The sequence below is a fragment of the Arthrobacter sp. Y3221087 genome, assembly GCF_059089905.1.
The window spans coordinates 1-25069 of sequence record NZ_JBNHFE010000007.1 but is presented as its reverse complement, the minus strand read 5'-3'; the positions used below and the strand labels follow the sequence as shown (position 1 = coordinate 25069).

Annotated in this window: 27 protein-coding genes and 1 pseudogene; 11 read left to right on the top strand and 17 right to left on the bottom strand. The window is 67.1% G+C overall.

Translation table 11 applies throughout. The features are described 5' to 3' along the window. Positions 1-8 precede the first annotated feature (8 nt). Together AC5RUO_RS16950 and AC5RUO_RS16945 are read left to right on the top strand one after the other, a co-directional pair. Entirely contained in the window at positions 9-1358 is a 1350-nt protein-coding gene (locus AC5RUO_RS16950; RefSeq protein ID WP_494011615.1) for an APC family permease, read from the top strand. Positions 1359-1393: 35 nt separating this feature from the next. Then, entirely contained in the window at positions 1394-2173 is a 780-nt protein-coding gene (locus tag AC5RUO_RS16945) for a nitrilase-related carbon-nitrogen hydrolase (protein ID WP_494011614.1), read from the top strand. Between the two features lie 33 nt (positions 2174-2206). Here AC5RUO_RS16945 and AC5RUO_RS16940 read toward each other — a convergent pair whose 3' ends face one another. From AC5RUO_RS16940 to AC5RUO_RS16905, 8 genes are all read right to left on the bottom strand, one after another. Further along, entirely contained in the window at positions 2207-3481 is a 1275-nt protein-coding gene (locus AC5RUO_RS16940; protein WP_494104119.1) for an AGE family epimerase/isomerase, read from the bottom strand. A gap of 44 nt (positions 3482-3525) precedes the next feature. Further along, positions 3526-4269 carry a sulfite exporter TauE/SafE family protein gene (locus AC5RUO_RS16935; RefSeq protein WP_494011612.1) on the bottom strand — a complete coding sequence of 248 codons (744 nt, stop codon included), beginning with the start codon at positions 4267-4269 and terminating at the stop codon, positions 3526-3528. Beyond that, positions 4270-5709, bottom strand: a complete 1440-nt coding sequence (locus AC5RUO_RS16930) for an NAD-dependent succinate-semialdehyde dehydrogenase (RefSeq protein WP_494011611.1) — start codon at positions 5707-5709, stop codon at positions 4270-4272. A 40-nt stretch (positions 5710-5749) separates the two neighbouring features. Further along, the gene (locus AC5RUO_RS16925) at positions 5750-6565 is read right to left on the bottom strand and encodes a carbohydrate ABC transporter permease (protein WP_494011610.1); all 816 of its coding nucleotides are present in this window, start codon (positions 6563-6565) and stop codon (positions 5750-5752) included. 4 nt (positions 6566-6569) lie between these two features. Next, positions 6570-7532 carry a carbohydrate ABC transporter permease gene (locus tag AC5RUO_RS16920; protein ID WP_494011609.1) on the bottom strand — a complete coding sequence of 321 codons (963 nt, stop codon included), beginning with the start codon at positions 7530-7532 and terminating at the stop codon, positions 6570-6572. Next, positions 7529-8815 carry an ABC transporter substrate-binding protein gene (locus tag AC5RUO_RS16915; RefSeq protein WP_494011608.1) on the bottom strand — a complete coding sequence of 429 codons (1287 nt, stop codon included), beginning with the start codon at positions 8813-8815 and terminating at the stop codon, positions 7529-7531. The genes AC5RUO_RS16920 and AC5RUO_RS16915 overlap by 4 nt, the downstream gene beginning before the upstream one ends. A gap of 96 nt (positions 8816-8911) precedes the next feature. After that, positions 8912-9796, bottom strand: a complete 885-nt coding sequence (locus AC5RUO_RS16910) for an aldolase (protein ID WP_494011607.1) — start codon at positions 9794-9796, stop codon at positions 8912-8914. A gap of 41 nt (positions 9797-9837) precedes the next feature. Further along, positions 9838-10728 (bottom strand): carbohydrate kinase family protein, encoded by an 891-nt coding sequence (locus AC5RUO_RS16905; protein ID WP_494104118.1) that lies wholly within the window; start codon positions 10726-10728, stop codon positions 9838-9840. Positions 10729-10867: 139 nt separating this feature from the next. Between AC5RUO_RS16905 and AC5RUO_RS16900 the strand changes: the two genes are divergently transcribed. The 6 genes from AC5RUO_RS16900 to AC5RUO_RS16875 all read left to right on the top strand — a co-directional run bounded on the left by AC5RUO_RS16900 (position 10868) and on the right by AC5RUO_RS16875 (position 15233). After that, positions 10868-12010 (top strand): Gfo/Idh/MocA family protein, encoded by a 1143-nt coding sequence (locus AC5RUO_RS16900; protein WP_494011605.1) that lies wholly within the window; start codon positions 10868-10870, stop codon positions 12008-12010. Positions 12011-12081: 71 nt separating this feature from the next. After that, a complete protein-coding gene (locus AC5RUO_RS16895) occupies positions 12082-12864 on the top strand; it encodes a DeoR/GlpR family DNA-binding transcription regulator (RefSeq protein ID WP_494011604.1) in 783 nt (260 codons plus the stop codon). Beyond that, positions 12861-13778, top strand: a complete 918-nt coding sequence (locus tag AC5RUO_RS16890; RefSeq protein ID WP_494011603.1) for a 2-hydroxyacid dehydrogenase — start codon at positions 12861-12863, stop codon at positions 13776-13778. Before AC5RUO_RS16895 ends, AC5RUO_RS16890 begins: the two co-directional genes overlap by 4 nt. Positions 13779-13815: 37 nt before the next feature. Next, positions 13816-14289: an SRPBCC family protein gene (locus AC5RUO_RS16885; protein WP_494011602.1), complete on the top strand. Its 474-nt coding sequence runs from the start codon at positions 13816-13818 to the stop codon at positions 14287-14289. 7 nt (positions 14290-14296) lie between these two features. Then, positions 14297-14641, top strand: coding sequence for an iron chaperone (locus AC5RUO_RS16880; protein ID WP_494011601.1), 345 nt, complete (start codon positions 14297-14299; stop codon positions 14639-14641). 7 nt (positions 14642-14648) lie between these two features. Beyond that, on the top strand, positions 14649-15233 hold the full coding sequence (locus AC5RUO_RS16875) for a dihydrofolate reductase family protein (RefSeq protein WP_494011600.1): 585 nt from the start codon (positions 14649-14651) through the stop codon (positions 15231-15233). Here the strand turns inward: AC5RUO_RS16875 and AC5RUO_RS16870 are convergent. From AC5RUO_RS16870 to AC5RUO_RS16855, 4 genes are all read right to left on the bottom strand, one after another. Further along, positions 15217-15624, bottom strand: coding sequence for a DUF1801 domain-containing protein (locus tag AC5RUO_RS16870; protein WP_494011599.1), 408 nt, complete (start codon positions 15622-15624; stop codon positions 15217-15219). The genes AC5RUO_RS16875 and AC5RUO_RS16870 overlap by 17 nt on opposite strands. Continuing rightward, the gene (locus tag AC5RUO_RS16865; RefSeq protein WP_494011598.1) at positions 15621-16484 is read right to left on the bottom strand and encodes a hypothetical protein; all 864 of its coding nucleotides are present in this window, start codon (positions 16482-16484) and stop codon (positions 15621-15623) included. Before AC5RUO_RS16865 ends, AC5RUO_RS16870 begins: the two co-directional genes overlap by 4 nt. Next, positions 16481-17191: a hypothetical protein gene (locus AC5RUO_RS16860; protein WP_494011597.1), complete on the bottom strand. Its 711-nt coding sequence runs from the start codon at positions 17189-17191 to the stop codon at positions 16481-16483. Before AC5RUO_RS16860 ends, AC5RUO_RS16865 begins: the two co-directional genes overlap by 4 nt. A gap of 239 nt (positions 17192-17430) precedes the next feature. Then, entirely contained in the window at positions 17431-18051 is a 621-nt protein-coding gene (locus AC5RUO_RS16855; protein WP_494011596.1) for a TMEM175 family protein, read from the bottom strand. 248 nt (positions 18052-18299) lie between these two features. On the opposite strand from AC5RUO_RS16855, the gene AC5RUO_RS16850 reads away from it, so the two are divergent. Further along, positions 18300-18677, top strand: a complete 378-nt coding sequence (locus AC5RUO_RS16850) for a VOC family protein (RefSeq protein ID WP_494011595.1) — start codon at positions 18300-18302, stop codon at positions 18675-18677. Positions 18678-18781: 104 nt separating this feature from the next. On the opposite strand, the gene AC5RUO_RS16845 is transcribed toward AC5RUO_RS16850, so the two are convergent. The 4 genes from AC5RUO_RS16845 to AC5RUO_RS16830 form a co-directional block, all read right to left on the bottom strand. Further along, entirely contained in the window at positions 18782-20005 is a 1224-nt protein-coding gene (locus AC5RUO_RS16845) for a CBM96 family carbohydrate-binding protein (protein ID WP_494104117.1), read from the bottom strand. Between the two features lie 519 nt (positions 20006-20524). Beyond that, a complete protein-coding gene (locus AC5RUO_RS16840) occupies positions 20525-21784 on the bottom strand; it encodes an MFS transporter (RefSeq protein WP_494011593.1) in 1260 nt (419 codons plus the stop codon). Next, complete coding sequence (locus tag AC5RUO_RS16835) at positions 21781-22242, bottom strand: MarR family winged helix-turn-helix transcriptional regulator (protein WP_494011592.1); 462 nt, start codon at positions 22240-22242, stop codon at positions 21781-21783. Before AC5RUO_RS16835 ends, AC5RUO_RS16840 begins: the two co-directional genes overlap by 4 nt. Positions 22243-22367: 125 nt before the next feature. Next, complete coding sequence (locus AC5RUO_RS16830; protein ID WP_494104116.1) at positions 22368-22760, bottom strand: VOC family protein; 393 nt, start codon at positions 22758-22760, stop codon at positions 22368-22370. A 113-nt stretch (positions 22761-22873) separates the two neighbouring features. Between AC5RUO_RS16830 and AC5RUO_RS16825 the strand changes: the two genes are divergently transcribed. Continuing rightward, positions 22874-23140 (top strand): hypothetical protein, encoded by a 267-nt coding sequence (locus AC5RUO_RS16825; protein ID WP_494011590.1) that lies wholly within the window; start codon positions 22874-22876, stop codon positions 23138-23140. 45 nt (positions 23141-23185) lie between these two features. Beyond that, complete coding sequence (locus tag AC5RUO_RS16820) at positions 23186-24061, top strand: alpha/beta hydrolase (RefSeq protein WP_494011589.1); 876 nt, start codon at positions 23186-23188, stop codon at positions 24059-24061. Positions 24062-24111: 50 nt separating this feature from the next. On the opposite strand, the pseudogene AC5RUO_RS16815 reads toward AC5RUO_RS16820, so the two are convergent. Further along, positions 24112-24775, bottom strand: a pseudogene (locus AC5RUO_RS16815) (helix-turn-helix domain-containing protein). Positions 24776-25069: the final 294 nt, after the last annotated feature.

The following is a 25069-nucleotide window of genomic DNA, read 5'->3' as shown; positions in this document are numbered from 1 at the left end:
GAAACACCGTGACAACCACCCTCACCCGCACGCTGAAGCTGCCCTCGCTGGTGCTGTTCGGCCTGGCGTACCTGACCCCGCTGATCGTCCTGGCCATCTTCGGCCTCATCGCCGAGACCACCGGTGGCGCCACCCCGTCCGCGTACCTGGTGGCGATGGCCGCCATGCTTTTCACCGCGCACAGCTACGGCCGGATGGCCGTGGCCCACCCCGTGGCTGGTTCCGCTTACACGTACGTCCGCCGGTCCATCGATTCCCGGGTCGGGTTCATGGTGGGCTGGGCGGTGCTGCTGGACTACCTGTTCCTGCCCATGGTCATCTGGCTGATCGGCGGCTCGTACCTGAGCGCGCAGTTCCCCGGCATCCCCATCGGTGTCTGGATTGTGGGCTTCATCGTGATCACCACGCTGCTGAACATCCTGGGCATCAAGGTGGCGGACAAGGCCAACTACGTGCTGATGGCGTTCCAGCTGCTGGTCCTGGTGTTCTTCGTGGCGCTTGCCATCGGCAACGTGGTGTCCACCTCCGGCGCCGGGGGACTGGTGAGCAGCCAGCCGTTCTTCAACGACACCGCCAGCTTCGCCACCATCTCGGCCGGCGCCGCGATTGCCGCATACTCCTTCCTGGGCTTCGACGCCGTCACCACGCTCACCGAGGAGACCGTGAACCCGCGCCGCACCGTGCCCCGGGCCATCATGCTCATCGCCCTGATCGGCGGCGGCATCTTCGTGGCGGTGTCCTATGTGACCCAGCTGGTCCACCCGGGCGGCGTGTTCGAGGACTCGGCCTCAGCGGCCAGTTCCATCGCCCTGCAGATCGGCGGGCAGCTGTTCGGTGCCGTGTTCCTGGCCGGCCTGGTGGTGGCGCAGTTTGCCTCCGGCCTCGCCGCGCAGGCCAGCGCCTCCCGCCTGCTCTACGCGATGGGCCGCGACTCCGTCCTGCCCAAGGCGGTCTTCGGCAGGCTCCACCCGAAGTTCCACACCCCGGTGCTGAACCTGGTGGCCACCGGCGCCGTCGGCCTGATCGCACTGTTCCTGGACGTGGCCACATCCACGTCGTTCATCAACTTCGGAGCGTTCACCGCCTTCACGCTGGTCAACGTCTCGGTGGTGTTCCACTACCTCCGCCGGCGGCGGGCCGGGGAGAACCTGAACCCGCTGTCCTACGTGGCGGTCCCGGTTGTCGGCGCCGTCATCTGCACCTACCTGCTCTCCCGGCTGGACAGCAACGCCATTACGCTGGGAGTCTCCTGGCTCATCCTGGGTGCGCTGGTCCTGGCGCTGATCACGCGCGGCTTCCGGGCTGCGCCGCCGGAGATGGCCAGCACCGAGAAGGCCACGGTGGAGGCGGGGGTCTAGCACGGGCCTCCGGGAGTGCAACGGGAAGGGCAGGCGTGAAGATAGCGCTCGGGCAGCTGGCATCCGGCACGGACATTGCGGCGAACCTCGCGGCGATCGACAGCTTCGCCGCGCAGGCCGCCGCGGACGGCGCCGGCCTGGTGGCCTTCCCGGAGTACGCCACCTACGAAAAGAAGATCGTGGACGCCACGTTCCCGGCGGTGGCCGAGCCGCTGGACGGCCCGGTCTGCCGGGAACTGGCCGCCACCGCCGCCCGCCACCGCATCGCGCTGGTGGCGGGCGTGGTGGAAGCCTCGGAGGATCCGGGCAAGGCCTACAACACCCTGGTGGCGTTCGGGGCCGACGGCGGCCGGCTGGCTTCCTACCGCAAGATCCACCTTTTCGACGCGCAGGGCTTCGACGAATCCCGGTTCATCAGCCCCGGCCCGTCCCTGGAGCCGGTCGTCTTTGAATCCGGCGGGCTGCGGTTCGGCCTGCTGACCTGCTACGACCTGCGGTTCCCGGAACTCGCCAGGGCCCTGGCCGACGCCGGCGCGGCCGTCCTGCTGGTCCCCTCGTCGTGGGTGCCGGGCACGCACAAGACCGGGCAGTGGCTGGCCCTCAACGCGGCCCGGGCTATCGAGCACAGCGTCTACGTGGCCGGCGTCTGCCAGGCTCCGCCGGTCTCGGTGGGCCGCAGCGTGCTGGTGGACCCGATGGGCGTGACAGAGGCGGACCTTGGCCTGGAGCCCGGCGTCCGGGTGGTTGAGGTCCTGCCGGAGACGGTGGAGCGGGTGCGCGGACAGTTCCCGATGTTCCGGCAGCGCCGGCTGTAGGCGGAGCCCCGGGACAGCGGCGGGGCTCCGCCCTTAGCGGCCGGCAGGTTCCCTGGCCGGCTCGTTCGCACTGATCCGGGCGTCCAGCAGGCCTGCGGCCACGGCCGGGGCGAGCCCGGGCGCCAGCGGAAGGCGGGGGACCACCAGGCAGTGCCAGAGGTGGTAGATGTCCGCCTTGCCGGACCAGACGGTGGAAGTGACATTGCCGTTCTCGTCGAGCTCCTGCTTCCAGGATCCGTGCTCGTAGTCAATGAACCAGTCGCCGGCATGGTCCCAGATGCGCTCGTACCAGTCCGCGTACTGCTTTTCCCCGGTGGCGATGTACAGGGCCGCAGCCCCTCCGATTGCCTCCGCGGGCACCCAACGGATGCGGGTGGTGACTACGGGCTTCCCTTCCCAGTCCACGGTGTAGACAAAGCCGGGGTGGCCGTCCGGCTGCCAGGCGTCGCGGATGGCGGCGTCGAACAGGCCGCGGGCGTCTTCCAGCAGCCAGTCCGGGACCGCCAGGCCGCGGGCTTCGAGCCCGGCACGGAGGTGGAGGAGCAGCCGCGCCCACTCAACCCAGTGTCCGGGGGTGCCGCCGTACGCACGGAACTGGCTGGCCCGGTCATCGGTGTTGTACTCCGGCATCGGGTTCCAGTCCGGGTCGAAATGCTCGAACACCCGGTAGTTGTTGTTGCGGGCGAACTGGTGGATGAGCACCTCGGCGATGTGCAGGGCCCGCTCAAGCCAGCGGTTTTCCCCGGTCACGTCGGCCACGATCAGGTACGCCTCCACCGAGTGCATGCTCGCGTTCCCGCCGCGGTACGCCTCCGTTTCGGTGAACTCCCGGTTCCAGGAGTCGAAGCACATGTTGGCCTTGTGGTCCCAGAACTTCGTGTCGGCTACCTGCAGCGCCTTGTCCAGCAGTTCCTGCCCGCCGGGGCGCCCTGCAGCCACGGCGCTGGCAGCGGCGAGGAGCACGAAGGAGTGCTGGTAGCCGGACTTGATGTCGTTCACCGGGCCGTTTTCGTTGATCTCGGCGTACCAGCCGCCGAACTCGTCATCATGGAAGCCCCCGTTGAGCGCCGCGATGCCGTGGTCCACGAGGGTCCCCGCGCCGGGCCGTCCCAGCAGGGCAGCAACGGAAAAACTGTGGACCATCCGCGCGGTAATCCAAAGATGGGTCGGCTTGTCGGCGAACACCTTGCCGTAGTTGTCGAGCCAGCCGAATCCCGTGGGCACCTTCGACGCCACGGCGAAATTGATCAGCCGGTCGGTCTCGGCCTCGAGCCATCGTGCGTGAGCGGCACTGTTCAGCCACGTCATGTTATTTCCTCTCTCTGATACAGGTGCAGGTGAAATCGTTGGGGTCACCCGGCGGCGTCGAGCACGCCGCGGATGATGGTGGCGGCCGCCCCCAGGTACGCCAGGATGATCAGCAGGATCTGCGCCGCGCGGGCGGGGACGAACCTTGCGGCGGCGTCGCCCAGCACCAGTCCGGCCAGGCAGGCGACGGCGACGCCCACCCACATGCCCCAGGGCAGGGCAGGGAAGGTGGCCGGCGCAGTCACCACCTTGGAGACCAGGGACAGCGCGCCGATCGTGAAGAAGTACGGCTGCATGGTGGCAGCGAAGGACTTGTGCTGCCACCGGGTGGCGATGGAGTACATGCTGACCGCCGGCCCGCCCACGCCGGCTGCCGTGTTCATGAAGCCGCTCAGGCCGCCGGCGGCCAGGAGATAGCGCCGCCGCGGCGGAAGGGTGGCGGATTTGAGGACCAGCAGGACGGTCAGCCCGACGGCGAGGATCACCCCGATGGAGATCTCCAGGACCGCCGGCGGGATGAGCCGGATCAGGAATGCCGCCGGGATGATGCCGAGCAGCGCCGAGGCCGCCAGCCACAGGTACCGCTGCCAGTCGACGTCCCGGACCACGCGGAAGATGATGGCCCCGGCCGTCACAGCGCTGCAGACGTTCACCAGCACTACGCCTTCCACCGGGCCCAGCAGCAGGACCAGGAACGGGGCGGCCACCAGGGCGAAGCCCATGCCGGTGATCCGCTGCATCCCGGCACCCACCACCACGGCGCCCAGCACCAGCCCGGTGGTCAGCACTTACGGCCTCCAGGCCACGTACTGGACCTCCTCGAACTCCTCCAGGCCCAGGCTTGATCCTTCACGGCCCAGGCCTGACTGCTTGACGCCGCCCATGGGTGCGAAGGCCACGGATGGCAGGGGGTCGTTGACGCCCACGATGCCGGCCTCGAGCTGTTCCGGGATCTCCCAGCCGCGCTTCGGGCTGCCGCTCCAGACGTACGCGGCGAGGCCCATTTCGGTGGCGTTGGCCTTCCGGATTGCCTCTTCCTCCGTGGCGAAGGTGACGACGCCGGCCGCCGGGCCGAACACTTCCTCGCCAACCAGCGGGGCGTCGTCGGGAACATCGGCCAGCAGCGTGGGAGCCAGGAAGGACCCCTGGCCCGGCACGTCGGTCCGTTGTGTCACGCGGCGCGCACCGCGATCCAGGGCGTCGTCCACCAGTGCCTGCACGGCGGACACCCGGTCCGCGTCGATGACCGGACCCAGGTCCGGGACCGGCGCACCGCCGTCGGGAACGCCGTGCCCGATGCTCATGGCATCAAAGCGCGCACCAAGCCGTGCCGCGAATTCGTCGGCGATGCTGTCCTGGACCAGGAAGCGGTTGGCCGCCACGCAGGATTGGCCGGTGTTGCGGAGCCGGCCCAGCACGGCGCCTTCGACGGCGGCGTCCAGGTCCGCGTCCTCGAAGACGATGAACGGGGCATTGCCGCCCAGTTCCAGCAATGGCCGGACCACGCGTTCGGCGGCGGAGGCCATGATCTGTCGGCCCACGCCGGTGGATCCGGTGAAGCTGACGGCCCGCACGGCAGGGTGGGACAGCAGGGCCGCGGTGATCTCGCGGGAGGGGCCGTGGACCAGGTTGACCACGCCGGCCGGGAACCCGGCGTCGTGCAGGACCTCGAACAGGCCGGTGGCGGCGAGCGGCGCCTTCTCGGACACCCGGCCCACCACGGTGCAGCCGGCGGCGAGCATGGCGGCGAGCTTGCGGGCCTGGATTGACACTGGGAAGTTCCATGGCGTGAGGCTGAGCGCCACGCCGATGGGCTTCCGGCTGCTGAGGTGGCGGCGGCCCTGCAACTCGGGCGGGCTGATGGTGCCGGTGGCGCGGCGGACTTCCTCGGCGAACCAGCGGAAGTACTCCACGGAGAAGTCCACCTCGCCCTGGGCCTCGGGGAGCCGCTTGCCGGCCTCGAGGGCCAGGGTGTGCGCGAGTTCGTCGCGGCGTTCGGCCAGGAGGTCGGCGGCGTTGCGCAGCAGGTCGGCCCTGTTCCGGGCCGTGGTGCGGGACCAGGACCCGAACGCCTGCGCCGCGGCGTCGGCGGCCCGGGTAGCGTCCTCGCCGGTGCCCCAGGCCACCTCGCCCACGGTGCTGCCGTTGCCGGGGTCCGTCACGTCCTTCGTGCCGCCGGCGGCGTGCCAGGTGCCGTTCACCAGGTGGCCGGCTGATTTCAAATTCACGGATGATGCCTTTCGTTGGGCGGGCAGGAGACCGGGGTGCTCAGCCCTTGCTGGCGCCGGCGGTGATGCCTGCAACGAAGTACCGCTGCAGGAAGACGTACGCCACCACCACGGGAAGGGAGGCCAGGATGACCCCGGCGAAGAGCAGCGGGTAGTCGGTCTGGAACTCGCCCTGGAAGCTCAGCAGCGCCAGCGGCAGGGTGCGGTTGCCGGGGGACTGGATGAACAGCAGCGGGTAGAGCAGCTCGTTCCAGTGGATGACGAACAGGAAGATCGCGGCGGCGGCGATGGACGGTGCGGACAACGGCAGGGCGATGGAGGCGTAGGTCTTCCAGGGCCCGGTCCCGTCGATGGATGATGCTTCGTAGAGCTCCTTGGGCAGGGTCCGCATGAAGCCCCCCAAGATGAAGACGGCGATGGGCAGCGTGGACACTACATTGGCCAGGATCAGGCCGGCCAGGCTGTCCAGCAGCCCCAGCCGGCCGAACAGCACGTACAGCGGCACCATGTTGGCCTGCGCGGGGATGGCCATGCCCAGGACCAGGAAGCCGAAGATGGCCCATGACATGAAGCCCTTCAACCTGGAAATGGCGTAGCCGGCCAGGCTGGCCAGGAACAGGGTGACCGGCACGGATATGGCGGTGACGATCACGCTGTTCATGAAGGACGATCCGAGGTCCTGGCCGCCGATCACCTCCGCGTAGTTGGCGGGGGACAGGGACTGCGGCAGGCTGAACGGTCCGGCGAAGAGCTCCTGGGTGGACTTGAAGCTGCCGAAGCCCACTACCGTCAGCGGGACGATGATGATGATTGCGTAGATGCCAAGGATGGCACGGCGGCTGATTGAGGCGAGCATGCTGTCATTCCCCCTTCGGGGTCAGCCGGAGCAGCCGGCGCTGGAGCCAGGTGACCAGGGCGATCATCGCCATGAAGATGATCGACTGGGCGGCGGCGTAGCCGAACTCCGAGTTGGCGAAGGTGCTGTAGATGCGGGTGGAGAGGATGTCCAGGGAGCCCTTGGGCGGGTTGCCCGCGATGCCCAGGATCAGGTCGAAGGCCTTGAACGACTGCACCGTGGTGTAGGCCACCACGATGGCGGTTGCGGGGGCCACGAACGGCCAGGTGATGGACTTGAACTGCTGCCACCGGCCGGCGCCGTCCATTTCCGCGGCCTCGTAAAGCTCACGCGGGATGGACTGCAGGCCGGCGATGTACACCACCATCATCTGCCCGGCGTGGAACCACACCTGGGTGACGGCCACCCAGTACAGGGCCTGCGCGTTGTTGCCCAGGTAGGAACCCTGCAGGGCGTCCAGGCCCACCGCGCCCAGGGCCGAGTTGGCCAGGCCGAAGTTGGGGTCGTAGATGAACTTCCAGATGAAGGCCACGGACACGGAGGACAGGATGGTGGGGAAGAAGAACAGGGCGCGGAGCAGGATGCTGCCGCGGGAATTCTTCGTCAGGAGCAGGGCGAGGACCAGCGAGAACGCCGTTTGCGCGATGACCACCAGCAGCATGAACTTCAGGTTGTTGGTCATCGCGTTGATAAACAGCGAGTCACTGGTGAACGCCCGGACGAAGTTGTCCAGCCCCACGTAGTTGAAGGCCGCGGAGAAGCCGTTCCAGTCCGTGATGGCGTACTGGAAAGCCTGCAGCGTGGGCATCACCAGGAAGAAGGCAATGACGGCGACGGCGGGCAGCGGGAACAGGTACAGCGCCGGATTCACCCGGGTGGGGGACCGGCGGCGCACCTTGGCTGCGTCGGCGCCGGTATGGCGGCGCGGCGTCTTCCGCTTGGCCGCCGTTCCGGTGTGGGTGCTCATAGCCGCTCGTCAACAATCTTCTGGGCGGCCTCGGCTGCCTGCTCCGGACTGGTACCGGAGATGACGGCCGTGGCGCTGGCTTCCACCGCGTTGCGGACGTCCAGGTTCAGGAACTGGAACCGGGCGGCCAGGGCGTTGTTCTTCTCCAGCCACGGGCTCAGGCGCTTCAGGTCCGGGTTGGTGTACTCCACGTCCTTCACGGACACGTGCTGTGCCGTCTCGTTGGCGTAGTAGGCGGCGTTTTCCGGCTCGGACAGGAAGTCGATCCACGCCGCGGCGGCCGCCTGGTTCTTGCTGGCGGAGTTGACGCCCAGGATGAACGTTGCGTTGTAGACGCCTTCGTACTTGGCATTGCCGTCCGAGGTGTTGGGGAACACCAGCTCGATGGGGAACTGGGCGCCCAGGCCGCGGACCGCCGCGATGTGGTAGGAACCGGTGGCCAGCATGGCGGCCTTGCCCTGCGAGAACAGGTTCTGCGCCGGCTCCACGGCGGTGCCGGTGGCATTGGGCTGCAGGAACGGGACCAGGTCCTTGTACTGGTTGAGCATCTTGATGAACCAGTCGTCGGTGACCTTCAGCTTGCCCTGCTCAATCTGGGCGGCCATGTCATCCACCGGGCCGTTGTTGGCGATCATGCAGTTGAACAGCTGCCCGCCGTTGCCCACGTCGCCGCCGGGCCAGGAGATGGGCACGACGCCGGAGGACGCCAGTTTCTCGCACATGGCCAGGAAGGAGTCCCAGTCCTTGGGGGCGAGGTCGGCGCCGGCCTTGTCGAACAGGTCCACGTTGGCCATGGGCATGGGGAACACCACCTGGTAGGGCAGGCCCAGGACGTTGTCGCCTGACTTTCCGGCGGAGAGCAGGCTGTCCTCGTAGTTGGAGACGGCCTTGCTGCCCTTGAGGTCGGTGTAGATGCCGGCCTCGGTGAAGTTCTTGAACTGTGCGCCGCGGAAGGTGGCGAACGCGTCGCCGATGGAGCCGCCGCGCAGCTTCTGCAGCGCCTGGGCGTTGTAGTCGTTGGAGGTGGAGATGTCCTGGGCCACCTCCACGCCGTCGTGCATCGCCGCGAACCGCTTGATCAGTTCGTCGAACACTGCCTTGTCCTCGCCGCGCCAGTGGGCGAAGGACACTTTGCCGGTGATGTCGCCGGTGGCCGGTGCGGCCGGGCCGGTGGCGCCGCCGGGGGTGGTGGAGCCGCCCGGTCCGGCGCATGCTGCCGCGGTGGCGCCGAACCCCAGGGCTCCAAGGACGGCGATGGCCTGCCTGCGTGAAATCTGACTCACAATAGTCTCCTCGTTGAGTGTTGCTGTGCCTTATTTGCTGGCTGGAAGGGGGTCACCCGACGGTGACGGGAATCCCCTGGAGGTCGGCGGGTGTGCTCATGCATGCGTCCGCTGGGTGGAGACGACGTCGTCGACCACCGCGCAGAGGCGCTGCAGCCGGCGGACGGCGTCGGTGGACAGGGACTCGACGACGTCGGGGGCGCCGATGCAGGAGGCCCAGACGGCGCGTCCGGAGAGGAAGCCGCAGGCGCCTTCCAGGCAGGCCCACCGCACGGCGTCCGGGAACACGTCCTCGGGGACCCCGGAGGACAGGACCACCCAGGGGCCGTCAATGGCTTTGGTGAGCTCGGCGCAGGCGGCGCGGACTTCGGCTTCGGAGGCCTGGCCCTTGTAGGGGACCTCGGCCTTGTAGAGGTCGGCGCCCAGGCTGCCCAGTTCCTTGGCGGCGGCCAGGATGCCGGCGTTCCAGTCGAAGTCGCCGCCGGCCAGGGGCTTGCGGGAGACCGGTTCGATGATGCTGATCAGGCCGGCGGACTTGCAGCGCTCCACGAACTCTCGGACCATCTCCACCCGGCCTTCGGCGGGCTCGTCGGGGCGGTACAGCACCAACAGCTTCAGCGCCTTCACGCCCAGGGCCGCGTACTTGTGCGGATCCACCAGCCGGTCGATGGTCACCTCGCCCACGAGTTCGCCGTGTGCGGATTCGAAGTGGTCGGCGGAGGCGATGAGGCCGCAGTTCGAGTCCACCACGCCTGCCTCGATGGCCTGGTCCAGGGCGAACTGCCGGTCGATCAGGATGCCGGAGGCGTAGGGGGTGAGGATGCGGGCGGCCTCGAGTTTGAAGTTCCGGAGGTCCTCGTCCGTGACGGGCTGGTCCGTGTGCTCGGCGAACATGTTGCGCATGGCTTCGCGCTGGTCCACGGCGAGCATGGCGAACGCGCCGGACGGGCGTTGCAGCGGGGAAAGGTCTGTGGGGCTCATGGGCTGCTTCTTTCAGCTAGGCGTTGTGCTGGGAACGATGGTTAAGCAGGGACAGGGCTGATGGCCTGGCGGGGGATCATGGAACGGCCGTCCAGCCCCGCGCAGGATGCTGCGGCGGTGCGGCCGGCGAAGGCGGCGGCGTCCACCAGGGGCAGGCCCGCTGCGACGGCGGCGAGGAGGGCACCGTGGTACACGTCGCCGGCGCCCAGGGTTGACACGATGGTGGCCGGGGTGGCGGGAACGTGGACCGGCTCGCCGCCGCGTTCCAGGACCCAGGCGCCTTCGGAGCCGGCGGTGGCGACGACGGCGGAGGCGCCGTCGTCGATCGCCTTCCCCAGGAGGTCCCCGGGGGAGAAGTCCTCGCCGTACGTGGCGCGGAGCCTTTCGATGGTGGGGACGTACAGTGCGACGCCCCGCGGGCTGAAGGACGGGATGGGGTTTCCGGCGTCCACGCTGATCTTGAGTCCGTCCGCGCCAACGCCCGCCACGGCGTTCCAGCCAAGGTGGTCCACGTGCACCCAGGATGCGGAAGCCAGCAGTTCGGCGAAGCGGCTGCCGGCGGGGAAGCTGACGGGCGGGACAGGGCGGGTGACGATGGCGCGGCTTTCGGTGGCCCGGCTGACCACGATCACGCTGGCGCCGGTCTTGACGGCGGGGTCGCGGATGACGGCGGAGGTGTCCACGCCCTCGGCCTCGAGGCCGGCCACGATCCGGTCGCCTTCCTCGTCGGTGCCCAGGACGCCCGCAAAGGCTGTCCGGGCTCCGGCCCGCGCCGCCGCAACGGCCGCCGTGGCAGCGGGGCCACCGCCTGCCGTCGCGAAGTCTGACGCCACCGTACGGCTGTCTGCTGCGGGGAAATCCTGCACCAGGGCGATGGAGTCAAGGGTGGCACAGCCTACGAAGAGCAGGGTTCCAGTTGACGGTTGGGGCACGTTCCACCTCGTTGTAGTTTCGGCTGGTACTGAAGAAATATACACACGCTATGTTGGAATAACAACACTTTCTGTATAGTTCTGTTTGGGATGCAACGCCGCGGTCCCGCCCACTCAACGTAGAGAAACGGAGCAACTCATGTCATTGCCTTCTGCGGAAACGGTCCGGACCATTCGTTATGGCCTTATCGGGGCCGGCCACATGGCCCGCGAACATGTCCGGAACCTTGCACTGATCCCGGGAAGCCGCATCACCGCAGTCTCCGATCCCACGCCGTCCTCCCTGGAAGAGACCGCGCGGGAGATCGGATATGAGGTGCAGGCCTTCGCCTCCCACCAGGACCTGCTCGCCTCGGGACTCGTGGATGCGCTGGTGATCGCCAGCCCCAATGACACCCACCTGGGAATCCTCAAGGACATCTTCGCCAGCGGCAAAAACCTGCCGGTACTGGTGGAAAAGCCCGTGTGCACCACCGCCGCGCAGGCGGACGAACTCGAACGGCTGGCTGCGGACTACACCGCGCCGGTGTGGGTGGCCATGGAATACCGCTACATGCCGCCGGTGCAGGAGGTCATTCAGGCCGCCCACGACGGCAAGCTGGGCAACATCTACATGCTGTCCATCGTGGAGCACCGCTTCCCATTCCTGCACAAGGTTGACGCCTGGAACCGCTTCGCCGAGCGCACCGGCGGCACCCTGGTGGAAAAGTGCTGCCACTTCTTCGACCTGATGCGCCTGATCCTGCAGGACGAACCCACCCGCGTCTACGCCAGCGGCGGGCACGATGTGAACCACATGGACGAGGTGTACGACGGCCGGGTCTCGGACATGGTGGACAACGCCTATGTGATTGTGGATTTCAAGGGCGGGAAGCGCGCCCTGCTGGAGCTGTCCATGTTCGCCGAAGGGTCCAAGTTCCAGGAACGCATCTCCATCGTGGGTGACGCGGCCAAGATCGAGACCCTGATCCCGGTGGCGGCCAACCACTGGATCCCCGGTGACGAAGCCGAAGCCACCGTGGAATTCAGCCCGCGCTCACCGCTCGGCCCGGAAAAGCACGAGGTCCCGGTGGACGAGGCAGTGCTGGCCGCCGGCGCGCACCACGGCTCCACCTACTACGAGCACCTGGGCTTCCGGAAGGCCATCCTGGGCGAAGGCCCGGTGGAAGTCACCGTTGCCGACGGCCTGCAGTCGGTCCGGATGGGCCTGGCCGCCGAGCGCTCCATCGCGGAAGGGCGCCCCGTTGAGCTTGCGAATGCCGGTGCCGGGGTAGGTCGTTAAGTAGATTTGGTGTTGGAATTGCAACACCGGGCCAGGCTGGTGTCCGGGATCTAGGCAGGAAAGAAGGGGCCATGAGCATCGCACGGGAAGAGGCGCCGCTGACGTCCCGCCAGCGCAGCATCTTGGACGAGCTCGGCCGGCGGGGGTTCATTTCCACCACTGACCTGGCAGAGAGGTTTGCCGTCTCGGACATGACGGTGCGCCGGGACACCCGGGTGCTGGCCAAGCTGGGGCTGGTCCGGGTGGTCCACGGCGGTGTCAGTGCCGTCCACGGGCACGGGCAGAACGCTGACTTCGCCGCCCGGGTCCGGGAGGACGCCGATGCCAAGCTCAGGGTGGCCCGGGTGTGCTTGTCCATGATCGGTGAGCGTGACGCCATCATCCTGGACGCCGGGACCACCACGTACCAGATCGCCCACGAGCTGCCTGCGTCCTTCACCGGCACCATCATTACCCACTCGGCTCCGGCCATCCAGCGCTGCCTGCAGCTCACGTCCGCCCGGACCATCTGCCTTGGCGGAGAGCTGCTCCTGGACAGCCAGGCGTTCAACGGCCCCATGACGGTCACGGCCGCCGCCGGCTTGCGTGCCAAGACGGCCTTCATCGGCGTCAGCGGTATCCATGACGAGGCGTTCTACATTGAAAGGGACGTTGAGCGCGCCACTAAGATCGCCCTTATGGATTCGGCAGAACAGGTGGTGGTGGTGGCTACCCACCAGAAGATGCTGCGGTACGCGCTGGCCCGGCTGGCGGGCTTCGACGCGGTGGACGTGCTGGTGACGGACGCGCCGCCGCCGCGGGAAATCGAAACGGCTTTGAGCGCCGCCGGCGTGAAGCTGATGGTTGCCGCGTGAGCGCGCGGCTGCGGGTGTGCCTGCCCGACCAGAGGCTGCTGGACGCGCTCGAGCCCACGGACGGCGTCGACTTTGTGCTCTGGGACTTGACGGGCCCTGCCCCGGAGGGCCGGCTGGACCTGCTCGTCCCGGGATACATGGGCAAGCCGGCGGCGCTTGCCGCGCTGGAGGGCGTGGACGTCGGGCTTGTCCAGAGCCAGTCGATCGGATACGACGGCGTCGCTGAGGTCCTGCCGTCCGGCTGCGTTTTCGCCAACGCGGCCGGTGTCCATGAGACCTCGACCGCAGAGCTTGCCCTGGGCATGATGATCGCCAGCCAGCGCGGGATCCCGGACTTCGTCCGGAACCAGGCCTCCGGCACCTGGGACAACAGCCAGCGGGCCAGCCTGGCGGACCGGCGCGTGCTGCTGGTGGGCTATGGGGGAGTGGGCAAGGCCATTGAGGCCCGGCTCCTGCCATTCGAGGCCGAGGTCACGCGGATGGCAAGCCGTGCACGCGAGGACGAGGGCGGAACGGTCTACGGCATCGATTCACTGTATGAGCAGCTGCCGCTGCACGAGATCGTGGTGGTCAGCGTCCCGCTGAGTGAGCAGACCCAGCAACTGGTGGACGCGAAGTTCCTGGCTGCCATGCCGGACGGCGCGCTGCTGGTGAACGTGGCCCGCGGGCCGGTGGCCGATACCGACGCGCTTCTGGCGGAAACCTCGTCCGGGCGGTTGCGCGCGGCGCTGGACGTCACGTACCCCGAACCGCTGCCGGCCGGCCACCCGCTCTGGACCACCCCGGGCGTCCTGATCACCCCGCACGTGGGCGGCGCCAGTTCGGCAATGTTCCCCCGGATGGTCCGGCTGATCAGGAAGCAGATCGGGCTGCTGCTGGACGGCAAGGAACCCGCCAACGTAGTTCTCCGTTGACCTATCCAGGCGTGGCCCCGGCTCCTAAGCTGGGGCCATGTCCTCATATGAAGTCCGCCGCAGTGCCGTCATTCCTGCCGCCCCCGAAGATATCTTCCCGCTGGTCAACAACTTCCATCAGTGGACAACCTGGTCCCCTTGGGAGGCCGTGGATCCCGGCATGAGCCGGCGCTACTTCGGCCCGGACTCCGGCGTGGGAGCAGGCTACGAGTGGAGCGGCAACCGCAAGGCCGGCAGCGGGAACATGCAGATCGTCGAGTCGGTGCCGTCCAGCCGCATCAATGTCAGGCTGGAATTCACCAAGCCCTTCAAGGCGCTGAACCCCACCACCTTCACGTTCACGCCAGCGCCGGGCGGCACCGAGGTCAGCTGGGTGATGACCGGTGAAAACAAGGGCCTCCCGGCAAAGCTGTTCTCCCTCTTCGTCAATATGGACAAGATGGTGGGGTCCGACTTCGAACGCGGGCTGGCATCGCTGGCCTCCGCCGTGGCAGCCAAGAAGAAGAGCTAGGGCGGCCGTGGGCGTCGTCGACGATGCACTGGCGGACCTGCCGGAGGCGGAACGCGAGTGCCTGCAGCACGTCATTGAAATTGCCCGGCAACTGGTGCCGGAGGCCACTGAGGGCATGAGCTACGGCATGCCCGCCCTCAAGCTGGACGGAAAGCCGCTGCTGGGAGTGGTGGCCGCCGCCAAGCACCTCTCGGTGTTTCCGTTCTCGCCCGAGGCGGTGGAGGCAGTGGCCGGCCGGCTGGCGGGCTTTTCGCTGTCCAAGGGAACCATCCGCTTCACCGCGGAGCATCCCATTCCGGATGACGTGGTGGAGGACATTGTCGGGCTGCGGCAGGCGGAAATCAGGAAGTAGGGATCCCATGGGAAAGATCATCCTGTCCAACGCCGTATCCGTGGACGGGTTCTTCGAAGGACCGGACCGGGACATCAGCTGGCACCGGGTGGACGAGGAGCTGCTCCGGCACTTCAATGACGAGATTGGGGCGATGGGCGGGATTATCGAAGGCAGGGTCACGTACCAGCTGATGGAGGAAGTCTGGCCGACGGCTGACCAGGATCCGGAGAGCACCCCGGCCATGGTCGAGTTCGCGGGCATCTGGCGCCGCCTGCCCAAGTTCGTCTTCTCCCGCGCCCTCACCACGGCGGGCCCGAACGCGAAGGTGTTTGCCGGCGTCGTTCCTGAAGAAATCCAGGCACTGAAGGCGGAAGCCGGCGGCGACCTCATCATGAGCGGCGCCGACCTTGCCGGAACGTTCATGCGGCACGGCCTGGTGGACGAGTTCCGGATCTACGTCAACCCCGTGGTGATCGGCCAGGGCCGGCGGGTGTTCCAGTCGCCGGACTTCACCGCGGACCTGGATCTGGTGGAGAGCCGCAGCTTCGGCAACGGGGTGGTCCTGCTGCGGTACCAGCGCCGGAACGGCGCCGTTACGCCCGGCCCTTGAGCTTCCGCCAGCCGCCGGCCCGGTTGTCCGCGATCACCGCCCGGAAGATGTCCAGCAGGGCCTCCCCGTTCACGGGATCGGCCTTGTGGAACGCGATGGTGCGCCCCGTCTGGTTGCGGTGGCCGCCGGTGATGATGTGCTGCGGGTCCGGGGCCAGGCCGCCGTCGTACAGGAACACGTTGACGTGGTCCTTGGCCGCGAGGAGTGCACAGATATTGCCGTTCAGCACAAAGTAGGGCTGCACCGTGCGCTTGATGGTCTCCTCCACCCCGGGATCCGCGGCATGCACCAGGTCGCGGACCTGCCGGCAGACCGCCTGCTGCCACTCGGGGAGGGCGTCGATGTACTGGTCAACGCGTGGGTCCTTGGCGTAGTCCATGGCCAGGATCATCTCCTGAATTCGATGCGGACGGAGTTGTCGTCCGGCAGGACGATCACCGTTCCATTCTGCGGCGTCCAGCCGTCATGGAGGAAGAAGAAGCGTCCGCCGCTCAGCACCAGCAGGCGCAGCCCGTCGTACCGGTAGAGGGCCGCGTCCGCGGTGCCAACGTTCACCTCCCTGACCGCGGCCGAGCCGATGCCCAGCGGTTTGGGTGAATACACCTCGGCGCGGGGCATGTACTGCACCCCCTGCTCGTAGTCCACTGCCAGCCGCCGGCCCAGTGCCTGGGCGAAGTCGGCGGTTCCCCAGAAGAGCAGCAGGGTCACGATGCTCAGGACCAGGGTGGTTTCCACCGCGCGCTGCTCGGCGGTGAGGTCCGGGCGTGTGCCGGTCCGGCCCAGCCGGCGAAGATGGACGCACCAGGTGGCCACCAGCACGCCCAACGCCATCAGGTACGGGGTGTAAAGCGCTGCTCTGGCACGCTCCGCGATGGCCAGCAGCAGGCTGGTGCCCACCAGCAGCCCGCTCAGCAGGGCGCCGATGCCGGCCGCCCGGACGATGGCCGCCCGGCCGCGGTCCTCCGCGATGCACCGGCGCAGCCAGCGGTCGAGGGCCAGCCACACCACGGCCAGGACCAGGATGGACACCAGCGGCACGAAGAGCGCGTTGATGCTGATCAGGAGGTAATCCTGCACCGAGTACCCGAACAGGCTCACGTTCAGGCCCATGTGGGCGGCCTGGGCATCCGCGCGGGCCCAGCCGAAGTAGAAGAGCAGCGCCGTTGCCACCGTGAGCGGCGGGCCGACGGCGGCGACCACGCCAAAGGCGCGCGACCAGGAGGAACGCTCACCGCCACTGCCCTCGGTCATGGTGCGGTGCCCGACGGCGGCAGGCACGTGCGTGGGTCCGCGTAGTCCAGGGTGACGGTCCCCTGCACCGGATAGTCGGCGTCGGCCACGGCAACGCTGACCGTGACGGGGCCCGCCGCTTCAATGGGCGGGGCCAGGAAGTAAAGGTCGCCGGGCGGATAGTTGAAATCGTCCGGGCTGTTCCGGAACCCCACGGCTGCGATGGCCGTTCCCACGCTGACGGACCGGATCGACCCTGGCGGCAGGCCTTCAAGGGTTCCCACCAGGACGAGCGCCGCGCCGGCGCACACGGGGGCGGGCGGTGAGTTCCGCATATCGTCCTCGAGGAACTTGAGGTCCGCGGGGCAGGCCGTGCCCTGCCTCGGGACCAGGGTGAACGGCACGGCCGGGTTCTGCCGGCGGAAGCCGGCAATGTTCTGCAGCACTTCGTAGGCAGCCATGGACCAGCAGTCGGACGTTGCCAGGGTTGGTGCGGGGATCGTGGCGAGGGCCGCGGCGCCACTTGCCCAGGCGGCCTGGTCGCCGTTGAGGCCCTGGCACAGCGTCGGTGCCAGCTCCAGCATGGTGGTTGCTGTGGCGGGATCTCCCTGGGTGGTGCAGTTCAGGCCTTTCAGGTCCACGTACCAGACGGGGTCGCCGCGCCCCACCGGGCCGACGGGCAGCCAGTCGAGCACCACGGCCTCCGGCGCCGGTGGCTGGTTGGGCACCGGGGGACCCGGCGGTTGTGGGGGTGGCAGGTTTGGGGACGGAGCGGAAGAAGGGCTCAAAGAAGCCGTGGCGCCTGTGGAACTTGCGGAGCCTCCGGAAGCCGGGATCCCGCCGTCGTCATCGCTGGCGAAGCAGGCGGGCAGAAGCAGCGCGAGGACCGCCGCCCATGCTGGGGCGGCCAAGCGGTGCAGGCCCTCGTTCACTGCCGCATTATGCCGCGGCAGGCGTTACTGCGCCGTTACTGGGCGGCGGCCGGAGAGCGGCGAGCTGTGAGCCGCCGGATCAGGAGGGCAGCGGGGATGATCAGGAACCACAGGAACGGGGTATTGCTGCCCAGCACGAACGCTGCCGGGATGCTGAGCAGGAACACCGCGGGGGCCGTGAGCCTGGCCAGGAACACACGCCGGTGCTCGACGTCGTCCACCGTGTCATCGGTCAGGCCCTTGCGCCAGGCGTAGGTCCACATGCCGGCGAGCGTCAGGTAGACGCCGGAGATGGTGGCGGCGTACAGCACGCTGGGCCATGGACTCGGGTTTCCGCCATAGTCGCTGAGGACGGCGGTGGGCGCGGGGAGCATCACGATGAAGAACAGCAGCAGCATGTTCAGCCACGCGAGCTGCGGGTTGAAGTCCCGGATGCGGAAGAAGTCGTTGTGGTGGGACATCCACACCCGCGCGATGATCAGGAACGAAAGCGCGAACGCCAGCAGTTCCGGAATTGCGCCCGCCAGCTCGGCCGCCAGGCGTTCCGGCGGGATGCCCATGGGCAGCTTGAGGTCCAGCGCCAGGAGCGTGAGGGCGATGGCGAACACCGCGTCGCTGAAGAAAACCATGCGTTCGAGCGGGACCGATTTATCCACGCCAAGACCCCCTGAGCCGAAACACCGATGGCCACATTTTGCCCTATTTCGCTGGCGCTGATTCGGTTCCATAATGGCTTCGTAAGCTTCGGGGACTCCCGCGCTGATGATGGCTGGCGCAGCGGTTCGGATCCCAGGTGGCCGCCCCGGCAGTCGGCGCAAAGGGCGGGCACGCGGCCTGTCCGGAAACGGCACGGCCGGCACAGGGGGAGAGCATCGCCATCAATGCGCAGCAAGGAGATTCGACCATGCTCAAGGATCTGGACGTTATGGCTGTACTGCCCGCCAAGGACATCAACAGGGCCCGGGAGTTCTACCGCGACAAGCTGGGCCTTGAACCCGTCCAGGAGATGGGCCCGGACAACCTGCTCTACAAGTGCGGCAACAGCACGTTCTTCATCTACCAGACGGACAATGCCGGCACCGCAAAGAACACGCAGATGGGCTGGGTGGCCCAGGACTTCGACCGCGAGGTTGAGGAACTGCGGAGCCGCGGCGTGGTCTTCGAAGAGTATGACCAGCCCGGCCTCAAGACCGAGAACGGCGTCGCCACCATGGATGACGTGGGCAAGGGCGCCTGGTTCCTGGACAGCGAGGGCAACATCCTCAACATCTCGTCCATGTAGGTTCGGGTACACAAAGCAGTACGACGCCGGCACTTCCCTCCCCGGCACCCCTTCCCAGGGTGCGGGGATGCGGAAGTCCGGCGTCGCCGTCGTGCCCGGCTCTTCTAGGCGGTTGCGGCTGCCGCATACACGCGGACCCAATCCACCCGCATCTCACCGGCGCCATTGGCAGTGCTGTCCGGGAACCAGTCCAGTTGCAGGGTTTGGTGCATCGGGCCGGGAGGCTGATGTGTTGGGTCGTAGTCCTCAAACCACTTCACTCCATCGACATAACCGACGATCCCCCTCGGTGACCAGTCGACCGCGTAATTGTGGAACTGGCTGACATCAATAGGCCTGATCGCCTGCGTCTGCAAGTTCGAACAGCCATAGTGGTGGAAGAACTGTATGACGTTCCAGTCGCCGGTGGTCTCCGCGTAGTCAACTTCGCCGTCGCACGGCCAATTCTCGCTGTCGGGCCACAGGATGGATACCAGATGGTATTCGTTGTCACCTGATCCGGCCGCGCGGACTTCCCACCGCCCGTACTTCTGGTTTGCAAACCTCGCGCCCATTCCTGCGGTCGTGCCATCCGGGGTCCCATTCATGACCATCTTGGAACCGTCGACGGTAACCTGCTGCGGGCTCCGTATACCGTTACCCGCGTGGCCGGGGCTGTTGTAGACAATCCACTTCGTGGCGTCCGGCCCGCCCGCGTAATTGAATTCATCACCAGCCACCGGCGCGCCCCAGCCGTGGACTACCGCCGCCTCGGTTGGCGGTGCCGTAGCGGGTCCCATGGTCACCACCAGTTTTGGACGCCGGGCGGAATCCGGAGACTCCTTCGACTTGAAGCCGATCCACTTCTGTGCGTTGCTTTCCAGCTTGAAGTTCTGTTCGCCACCCGTTGGGCTTACGCCTTTGGTAACGTCCCATTCCACCCAAGAGCCGTTTGCGAACCCGCCAACCTTTCCCAGCCATATCCCTCGAGCCGGGGCGTTATTCCAGGTGACGCCTCGTTCGGTCCAGCCGCCAGACGTAGTAAACATATCCACGAACTCACTGGAAGATGCGGAGGCCTCCGAGAATAACCGGAGCTTGGCTGAGACAACGCGTTCGCCAGCGGGAACCTGGATATTGAAGCGTAGTAGTGTGTTCCGCCAGATGTATGCCCTGCCCTCGGTGGACAGACGAATGCTGGTCCCAAAGTTGGTGGCTGCCCTGTCCGCCTGTACAAAGGCGTCCATGGCCAGTGAGGTGGTCGCTGCGGCGTGGGCCGATAGCGGAGTGAGAATAGCGGTTCCAACCAAAATGGACGAAGCAGCCGCCATGAATTTACGCCAGAACATCAGCCCGGCCCCTATCAAAACGATAATTCCTGTTAAAACAGTTATTCCACGCGACACAATTCCGGTGTGAGGAAAAACTGGAAAGTCGGGCACTGCCGCAACCGCGGATTGGCCACGCCTAATGAACGCTGCTCTGGATAGCCGTCATTGCAGGCGGCCCAAGCGCAGCAGGAATTATCGAGCCGACTCGGTGCGGCGCTTGCGGCGAGGACGGGGGCCTTACTAAGCCATCGGACTTAGCTTGCATTTTCTTGGCTGTTTCTATTGGGGCTTCGATGTGTCCAGCTGGTTAAAGCCAGCGTCGATCCCCAGAAACAACGATGGCTAATTCCAGATACGCACAGGGTAGACCTGGAGCGGAAGAACGCACAACGATCGTCTGTACCTAATTTCAGGCAATGGGCAATAACCCCTATACCTAAACCGGGAGTGGACAATAACCCCTATACCCAAGGACGCCGGGCCATCGTCAAGGCCCTCCACCAGCCGGAATTCAGCGCTTGGCTGAGGCAGCCAAGGTTAGATGGCAGGCTCACGCTTGCCAGTGAACGCTATCCGGAGGGCGCCGCGGAAGGTCAGCCGGCTCCTGCGGCTGACCACGACCACCGCCGCAAGCCCGGTCAGCAGGACCACGATGCCGCCCGCCGCCACGGACCAGCGCGCGCCGAACTCGCTGCCGATCCAGCCCATCAGCGGCGCGCCCACCGCCGTGCCGCCCTGCAGGACGGCCAGGTAGAGCGCCAGCACCCGGCCGCGGAACTGCGGCTCCACGGAGAGCTGGATGCTGGTGTTGCAGCTGTTCAGGAAAGTGATGGACGCCAGGCCCACGGGGATCAGCACGGCGGCGTAGAGCCAGAACGACGGCGACACGCTGCCCAGGAGCGTGAAGGCGCCAAGGCCCAGCGCCCCGCCCAGCAGGAACCGCAGCCGGGGGCCGGACCGGCGTGCGGCGAGCAGTGCGCCGGCGAGCGTGCCCACCGCCATGATGGAGCCGAGGAGGCCGAATTCCCCCGGTCCCACGCCGAACTCCGTGGTGGCCATCAACGCGTTGGTAATGGGGAAGTTCATGCCGAACGCGCCCAGGATCCCCACCAGGACCATGATCAGCATCAGGTCCGGGCGTCGCCGGACGTAGTTGACGCCTTCGGCCACCTGGTGCTTGCCGCGTTCGGCCCGGACGGTCGGGACCAGCGCGGAGGTGTTGATCAGGAACAGCGAAATGATGACGGCGGCGTAGCTGGCCGCGTTGAGCAGGAAGACCGGTCCGGTGCCCACCCAGGCGATGAGGACGCCGGCGATGGCCGGGCCGGTGAGCCGGGCGGTGTTGAACGAGGCGGAGTTCAGGGCCACGGCGTTGGAGATGTTGTCCTGGCCCACAAGTTCGGACACGAAGGCCTGCCGGGCGGGGGCGTCGATGGCGCTGGCGATGCCCAGGCAGAGGGCCGCCAGGTAGGCGTGCCAGAGTTCGGCGGTGCCGGTCACCACCAGGAGCCCGATGGCCAGGCCGGTGATGCCCATGGCCAGCTGGGTCCAGAGCAGGATCCTGCGTTTGCGGTAGCGGTCGGCCAGGACGCCGCCGTACGGGCCGAGCAGCAGCATGGGCAGGAACTGCAGGCCCGTGGTGATGCCGACGGCGGCCCCGTCGTGGTTGGTGAGGACGGTCAGGACCAGCCAGTCCTGGGCGATCCGCTGCATCCAGGTGCCGATGTTGGACACCAGCGCGCCGCCGGCCCAGATCCGGTAGTTGCGGTTTTCGAGGGCGCGGAACATGGCGCTCATCGGCCGCTCATCTCCTGCATGATGCGGGCGGCGCGGCTGAGGATACCGCGGTCCTCTTCGCTGAGTCCGGCCACGCGCTGCGCCAGCCAGGCGGTGCGCTGCTCCCTCGCCTCCGCGAGGACTGCCTTTCCGGCGTCGGTGATGTCCACGCGGACCTGGCGGCCGTCGTCGGGATGCGGCGCCCTGGTGACGAAGCCCTGGTCCGCGAGGGCGTTGACGATCCGGGTCATGGACGGGGCCTGCACGTGCTCGCTGTCCGCGAGGGCGCGCAGGGTGCTGGGGCCGTCGCCGTTGAGGAGGGCCAGGACGGTGTACTGGCCGGGGGTGATCACCTCGCCGGTTGCCTCGACGCGGAGCCGGCGCGAGGTGCGCATCACGGCAGTGCGGAGGTCGATGGCGAGGGTGTCGGGGGAGGTGGGGGCTGCCTGGGCGTGGTTTTTCGTTTGGCTGGCGGTCATCTGGTCGGGTGCGCCTCCTGGGCGGTAATCGTTAGCAGTGCTAATTAGTTCTGCTAATGATTATGCTCCTGGATGGTTGCGCAGGGCAAACATTTGTGAGCAGCACGACCAGGGCTGCCTTGAGGCTAGGAGTGGTGCGCCTCGCGGATGTCCGACGGCGTTTCCTCCTGCAGGACCCAGCGGTTGCTATCCGGATCGCTGACATGTGCAAACAGCACGCCGCCCATGTTTCGGATGTCGCTTATGTCCGCGCCTCGGGCCCGGAGTTCGCCGCGGAGGGCGGTGAGGTTTGGAACTACCAGTTGAAGGCCCTCGAGGGTGCCTGGCTCCATGGCGGTCATGCCGGTGCCGATGACGATCGACGCTGCCGATCCGGGTGGAGTCAGCTGTACCACCCGCATTCCGGGGATGTGTTCAACATCGTGGTCAAGGACGAAGCCCATCTGCTCCACGTAGAACGACTTTGCCTTGTCGACATCCGACACCGGCACCTGGACAACTTCAAGGCGCATCTGCATGCGGTGACTCTATCGTCCGCCTACCTGCTGACGGAACTGCCGGCCCGCTGTATCCACGCGGCCTCTGCCTGCGTCAAACTGGAGGCCGGTCCACCGACGAAAGCAGGTTCCCCTTGATCACTCTTCAGCAGGACGCGGACGGCTTCGTCCGGATGACCCGGCACTACCCGGCCAGCGTCCGCATCAGGATTGCCTTCGCTGACGGCAGCACGGGGGAGTTCTCCGGGCAGGCACTCAACAAGGCCTATGACGCGGCACTGGCGGAGTTCAGGGCGAAGAACGGCCTGGACGCGCGGGGATACGACCGGACAAAGTCCGGGCGCAAGAACCCCGGCAACAAGGTGGACTATGTTCCGGTGCATCCCGGCATGGGGGAGTAGGGGTACGTCCGCGAGTACCGCCGGTCCTCAACCAAGGGAGTAGCCATGGCACCAACCGCCGCTGCTGTACTGCATGACGGCAGCACCATTCCCGTCACCATCCAGGGAGGCGGGCCGGACCTCCTGCTGCCGGTGCCACTTGCCGGGCATTCGCCGGAGGAAGCCGAAACCATCCGGCAGTGGGGCGCTGATCCGGACCTGGGGCCGAACCTGGTCCAGGGGCTTTCCGCGGCGAACCGTGTGATCGCCGTGGACTACGAGGCGCACCGGATGGCCTTCCCGGCCCCGGACACGCTGACCCCGGAGAATGTGACCGCCGACCTGCTTGCCATCGCCGACGCCGCGGGGGCAGCCACTTTCGCCTACTACGGCTACTCCTGGCTGGGACTGTGTGGTCTCCAGCTCGCTCTCCGGACTGACCGGCTGGGTGCGCTTGCCATGGGAGGGTTCCCTCCCCTCGAAGGACCGTACAAGAGCATGCTGGCCGTGACCCGGGCTGCCCACGAGGCAGCGGTACGGGACGCGGCCGCCTGGGCAACGGGGGAGCTGCCCGTGCCCGCCGCGGAGGTTGAACCAGGGGACTGGGACTCGGCCTCCATCCAAGCCAACGAGGACCAGACGCGCCAGTTCCTCACCCTCTATGAGGTTCTCCAGGATTTCGACGACGCCGCGGCGCTGGTCCCGGCCGGCCTGCCCCGGTTGGCGTTCGCCGGAGCCGAAGACCGGATTGACTACTCGCCGCAGTGGGGCGGCGTGCAGGTGCGGATCGGTGACCCGCTGGCCGCGCATGAGCATGAACTCGTCGAAGCCGGCTGGGACGTCCAGGTCCTGCCGGGCCTGGACCATCTCGGGGCGATGCAGAGCTCTGTTGTCCTGCCGCTGCTCAAGGACTGGCTCCGGAAAGTGGGCTGGGCAGCCTGAACCTTCCGGGTTTGTCCTGCGGAAAATGCTATGGTCTACGGCGCTTTTCGTCAGGCGCGTTCCACCGGCAGCCATAGTTCGCAGGTTGCCGTGCTGAAGTCGGGGGCGCGGTCCAGTATGCCCACGATGGAGGGCCCGGGCCTCAGCCGCCACGGGTTGGAGGGGAACCAGTCGGCGGCGGTCGCTGCCCTCCGCCCAGTGCCTTGAGGCGGAGATGTTCGGATTCAGGCCAGGAATTGATGTGCTCCTGGATGTACGGATTGACGCCGTGGTGGATGAGCGGAACGCGGGCTGAGTGGCCCACGAGCCGGAAGGCGGACTTGTCTGCGATGCGGGTGTCCATGGGTTGTTCCCTTCTACGGTCAGGCGGAACCTGAGCTGCGGTTGTGTGCGAAGGGGGCCGCCGTTCCGGCGGACCTCGCCAGGGCCGGCACCATGCACGGCCCGGAAGGCCCGGCTGAATGCCTCCGCTGAGCCGTAGCCATAGCGGACCGCAATGCCCAGCAGGTCGCCGCCGCCCAGGACATCGGCCGCGGCAACTGCCATCCGGCGCCGCCGCACATACTCTGACAACGGCATGCCTGCCAATGACGAGAACATCCTCCGCAGGTGGTACTCGCTGGTGCCGAGACTGCCCGACAGGCCGGCAATGTCCAGCTCCTCAGTCAGGTGGTCTTTAATGAGCCCTACCAGCCGGTTAAGAATTCCGATCACGGTTCCCCTTTCCCCTCAATCCTGCTTACCGGCACAGGCTCCCGCCCCACTATCCGTGCCCGATTCAATCGGCTCCGATCCCAGCCGTCCACTGTGCTGCAGCGCACAGGAAGTATTTACGACGGCGGGGGGTTGTCTGGGTGGGTTGGTGGGTGGTTTTGGCGCGGGTTTCCGGGGTTTTGGTGGGGTGGTGGGGTCGGGTTGCGGTGGGGTGGGTGGGGGTGTATTGTTTTCTGAGTCGCCGCGAGGGAGACAGCGAAGAGCTGGTTACCGCGGGCGGCCAAACCCCTAAAA

Coding starts and splice junctions, on each gene's coding strand:
- AC5RUO_RS16940 (WP_494104119.1), bottom strand. CDS start 3,481: ATGACGTGGCTGAACAGTGCCGCTCACGCACGATGGCTCGAGGCCGAG.
- AC5RUO_RS16925 (WP_494011610.1), bottom strand. CDS start 6,565: ATGCTCGCCTCAATCAGCCGCCGTGCCATCCTTGGCATCTACGCAATC.
- AC5RUO_RS16920 (WP_494011609.1), bottom strand. CDS start 7,532: ATGAGCACCCACACCGGAACGGCGGCCAAGCGGAAGACGCCGCGCCGC.
- AC5RUO_RS16910 (WP_494011607.1), bottom strand. CDS start 9,796: ATGAGCCCCACAGACCTTTCCCCGCTGCAACGCCCGTCCGGCGCGTTC.
- AC5RUO_RS16900 (WP_494011605.1), top strand. CDS start 10,868: ATGTCATTGCCTTCTGCGGAAACGGTCCGGACCATTCGTTATGGCCTT.
- AC5RUO_RS16895 (WP_494011604.1), top strand. CDS start 12,082: ATGAGCATCGCACGGGAAGAGGCGCCGCTGACGTCCCGCCAGCGCAGC.
- AC5RUO_RS16885 (WP_494011602.1), top strand. CDS start 13,816: ATGTCCTCATATGAAGTCCGCCGCAGTGCCGTCATTCCTGCCGCCCCC.
- AC5RUO_RS16875 (WP_494011600.1), top strand. CDS start 14,649: ATGGGAAAGATCATCCTGTCCAACGCCGTATCCGTGGACGGGTTCTTC.
- AC5RUO_RS16870 (WP_494011599.1), bottom strand. CDS start 15,624: ATGATCCTGGCCATGGACTACGCCAAGGACCCACGCGTTGACCAGTAC.
- AC5RUO_RS16865 (WP_494011598.1), bottom strand. CDS start 16,484: ATGACCGAGGGCAGTGGCGGTGAGCGTTCCTCCTGGTCGCGCGCCTTT.
- AC5RUO_RS16850 (WP_494011595.1), top strand. CDS start 18,300: ATGCTCAAGGATCTGGACGTTATGGCTGTACTGCCCGCCAAGGACATC.
- AC5RUO_RS16845 (WP_494104117.1), bottom strand. CDS start 20,005: ATGTTCTGGCGTAAATTCATGGCGGCTGCTTCGTCCATTTTGGTTGGA.
- AC5RUO_RS16840 (WP_494011593.1), bottom strand. CDS start 21,784: ATGAGCGCCATGTTCCGCGCCCTCGAAAACCGCAACTACCGGATCTGG.
- AC5RUO_RS16835 (WP_494011592.1), bottom strand. CDS start 22,242: ATGACCGCCAGCCAAACGAAAAACCACGCCCAGGCAGCCCCCACCTCC.
- AC5RUO_RS16830 (WP_494104116.1), bottom strand. CDS start 22,760: ATGCAGATGCGCCTTGAAGTTGTCCAGGTGCCGGTGTCGGATGTCGAC.
- AC5RUO_RS16820 (WP_494011589.1), top strand. CDS start 23,186: ATGGCACCAACCGCCGCTGCTGTACTGCATGACGGCAGCACCATTCCC.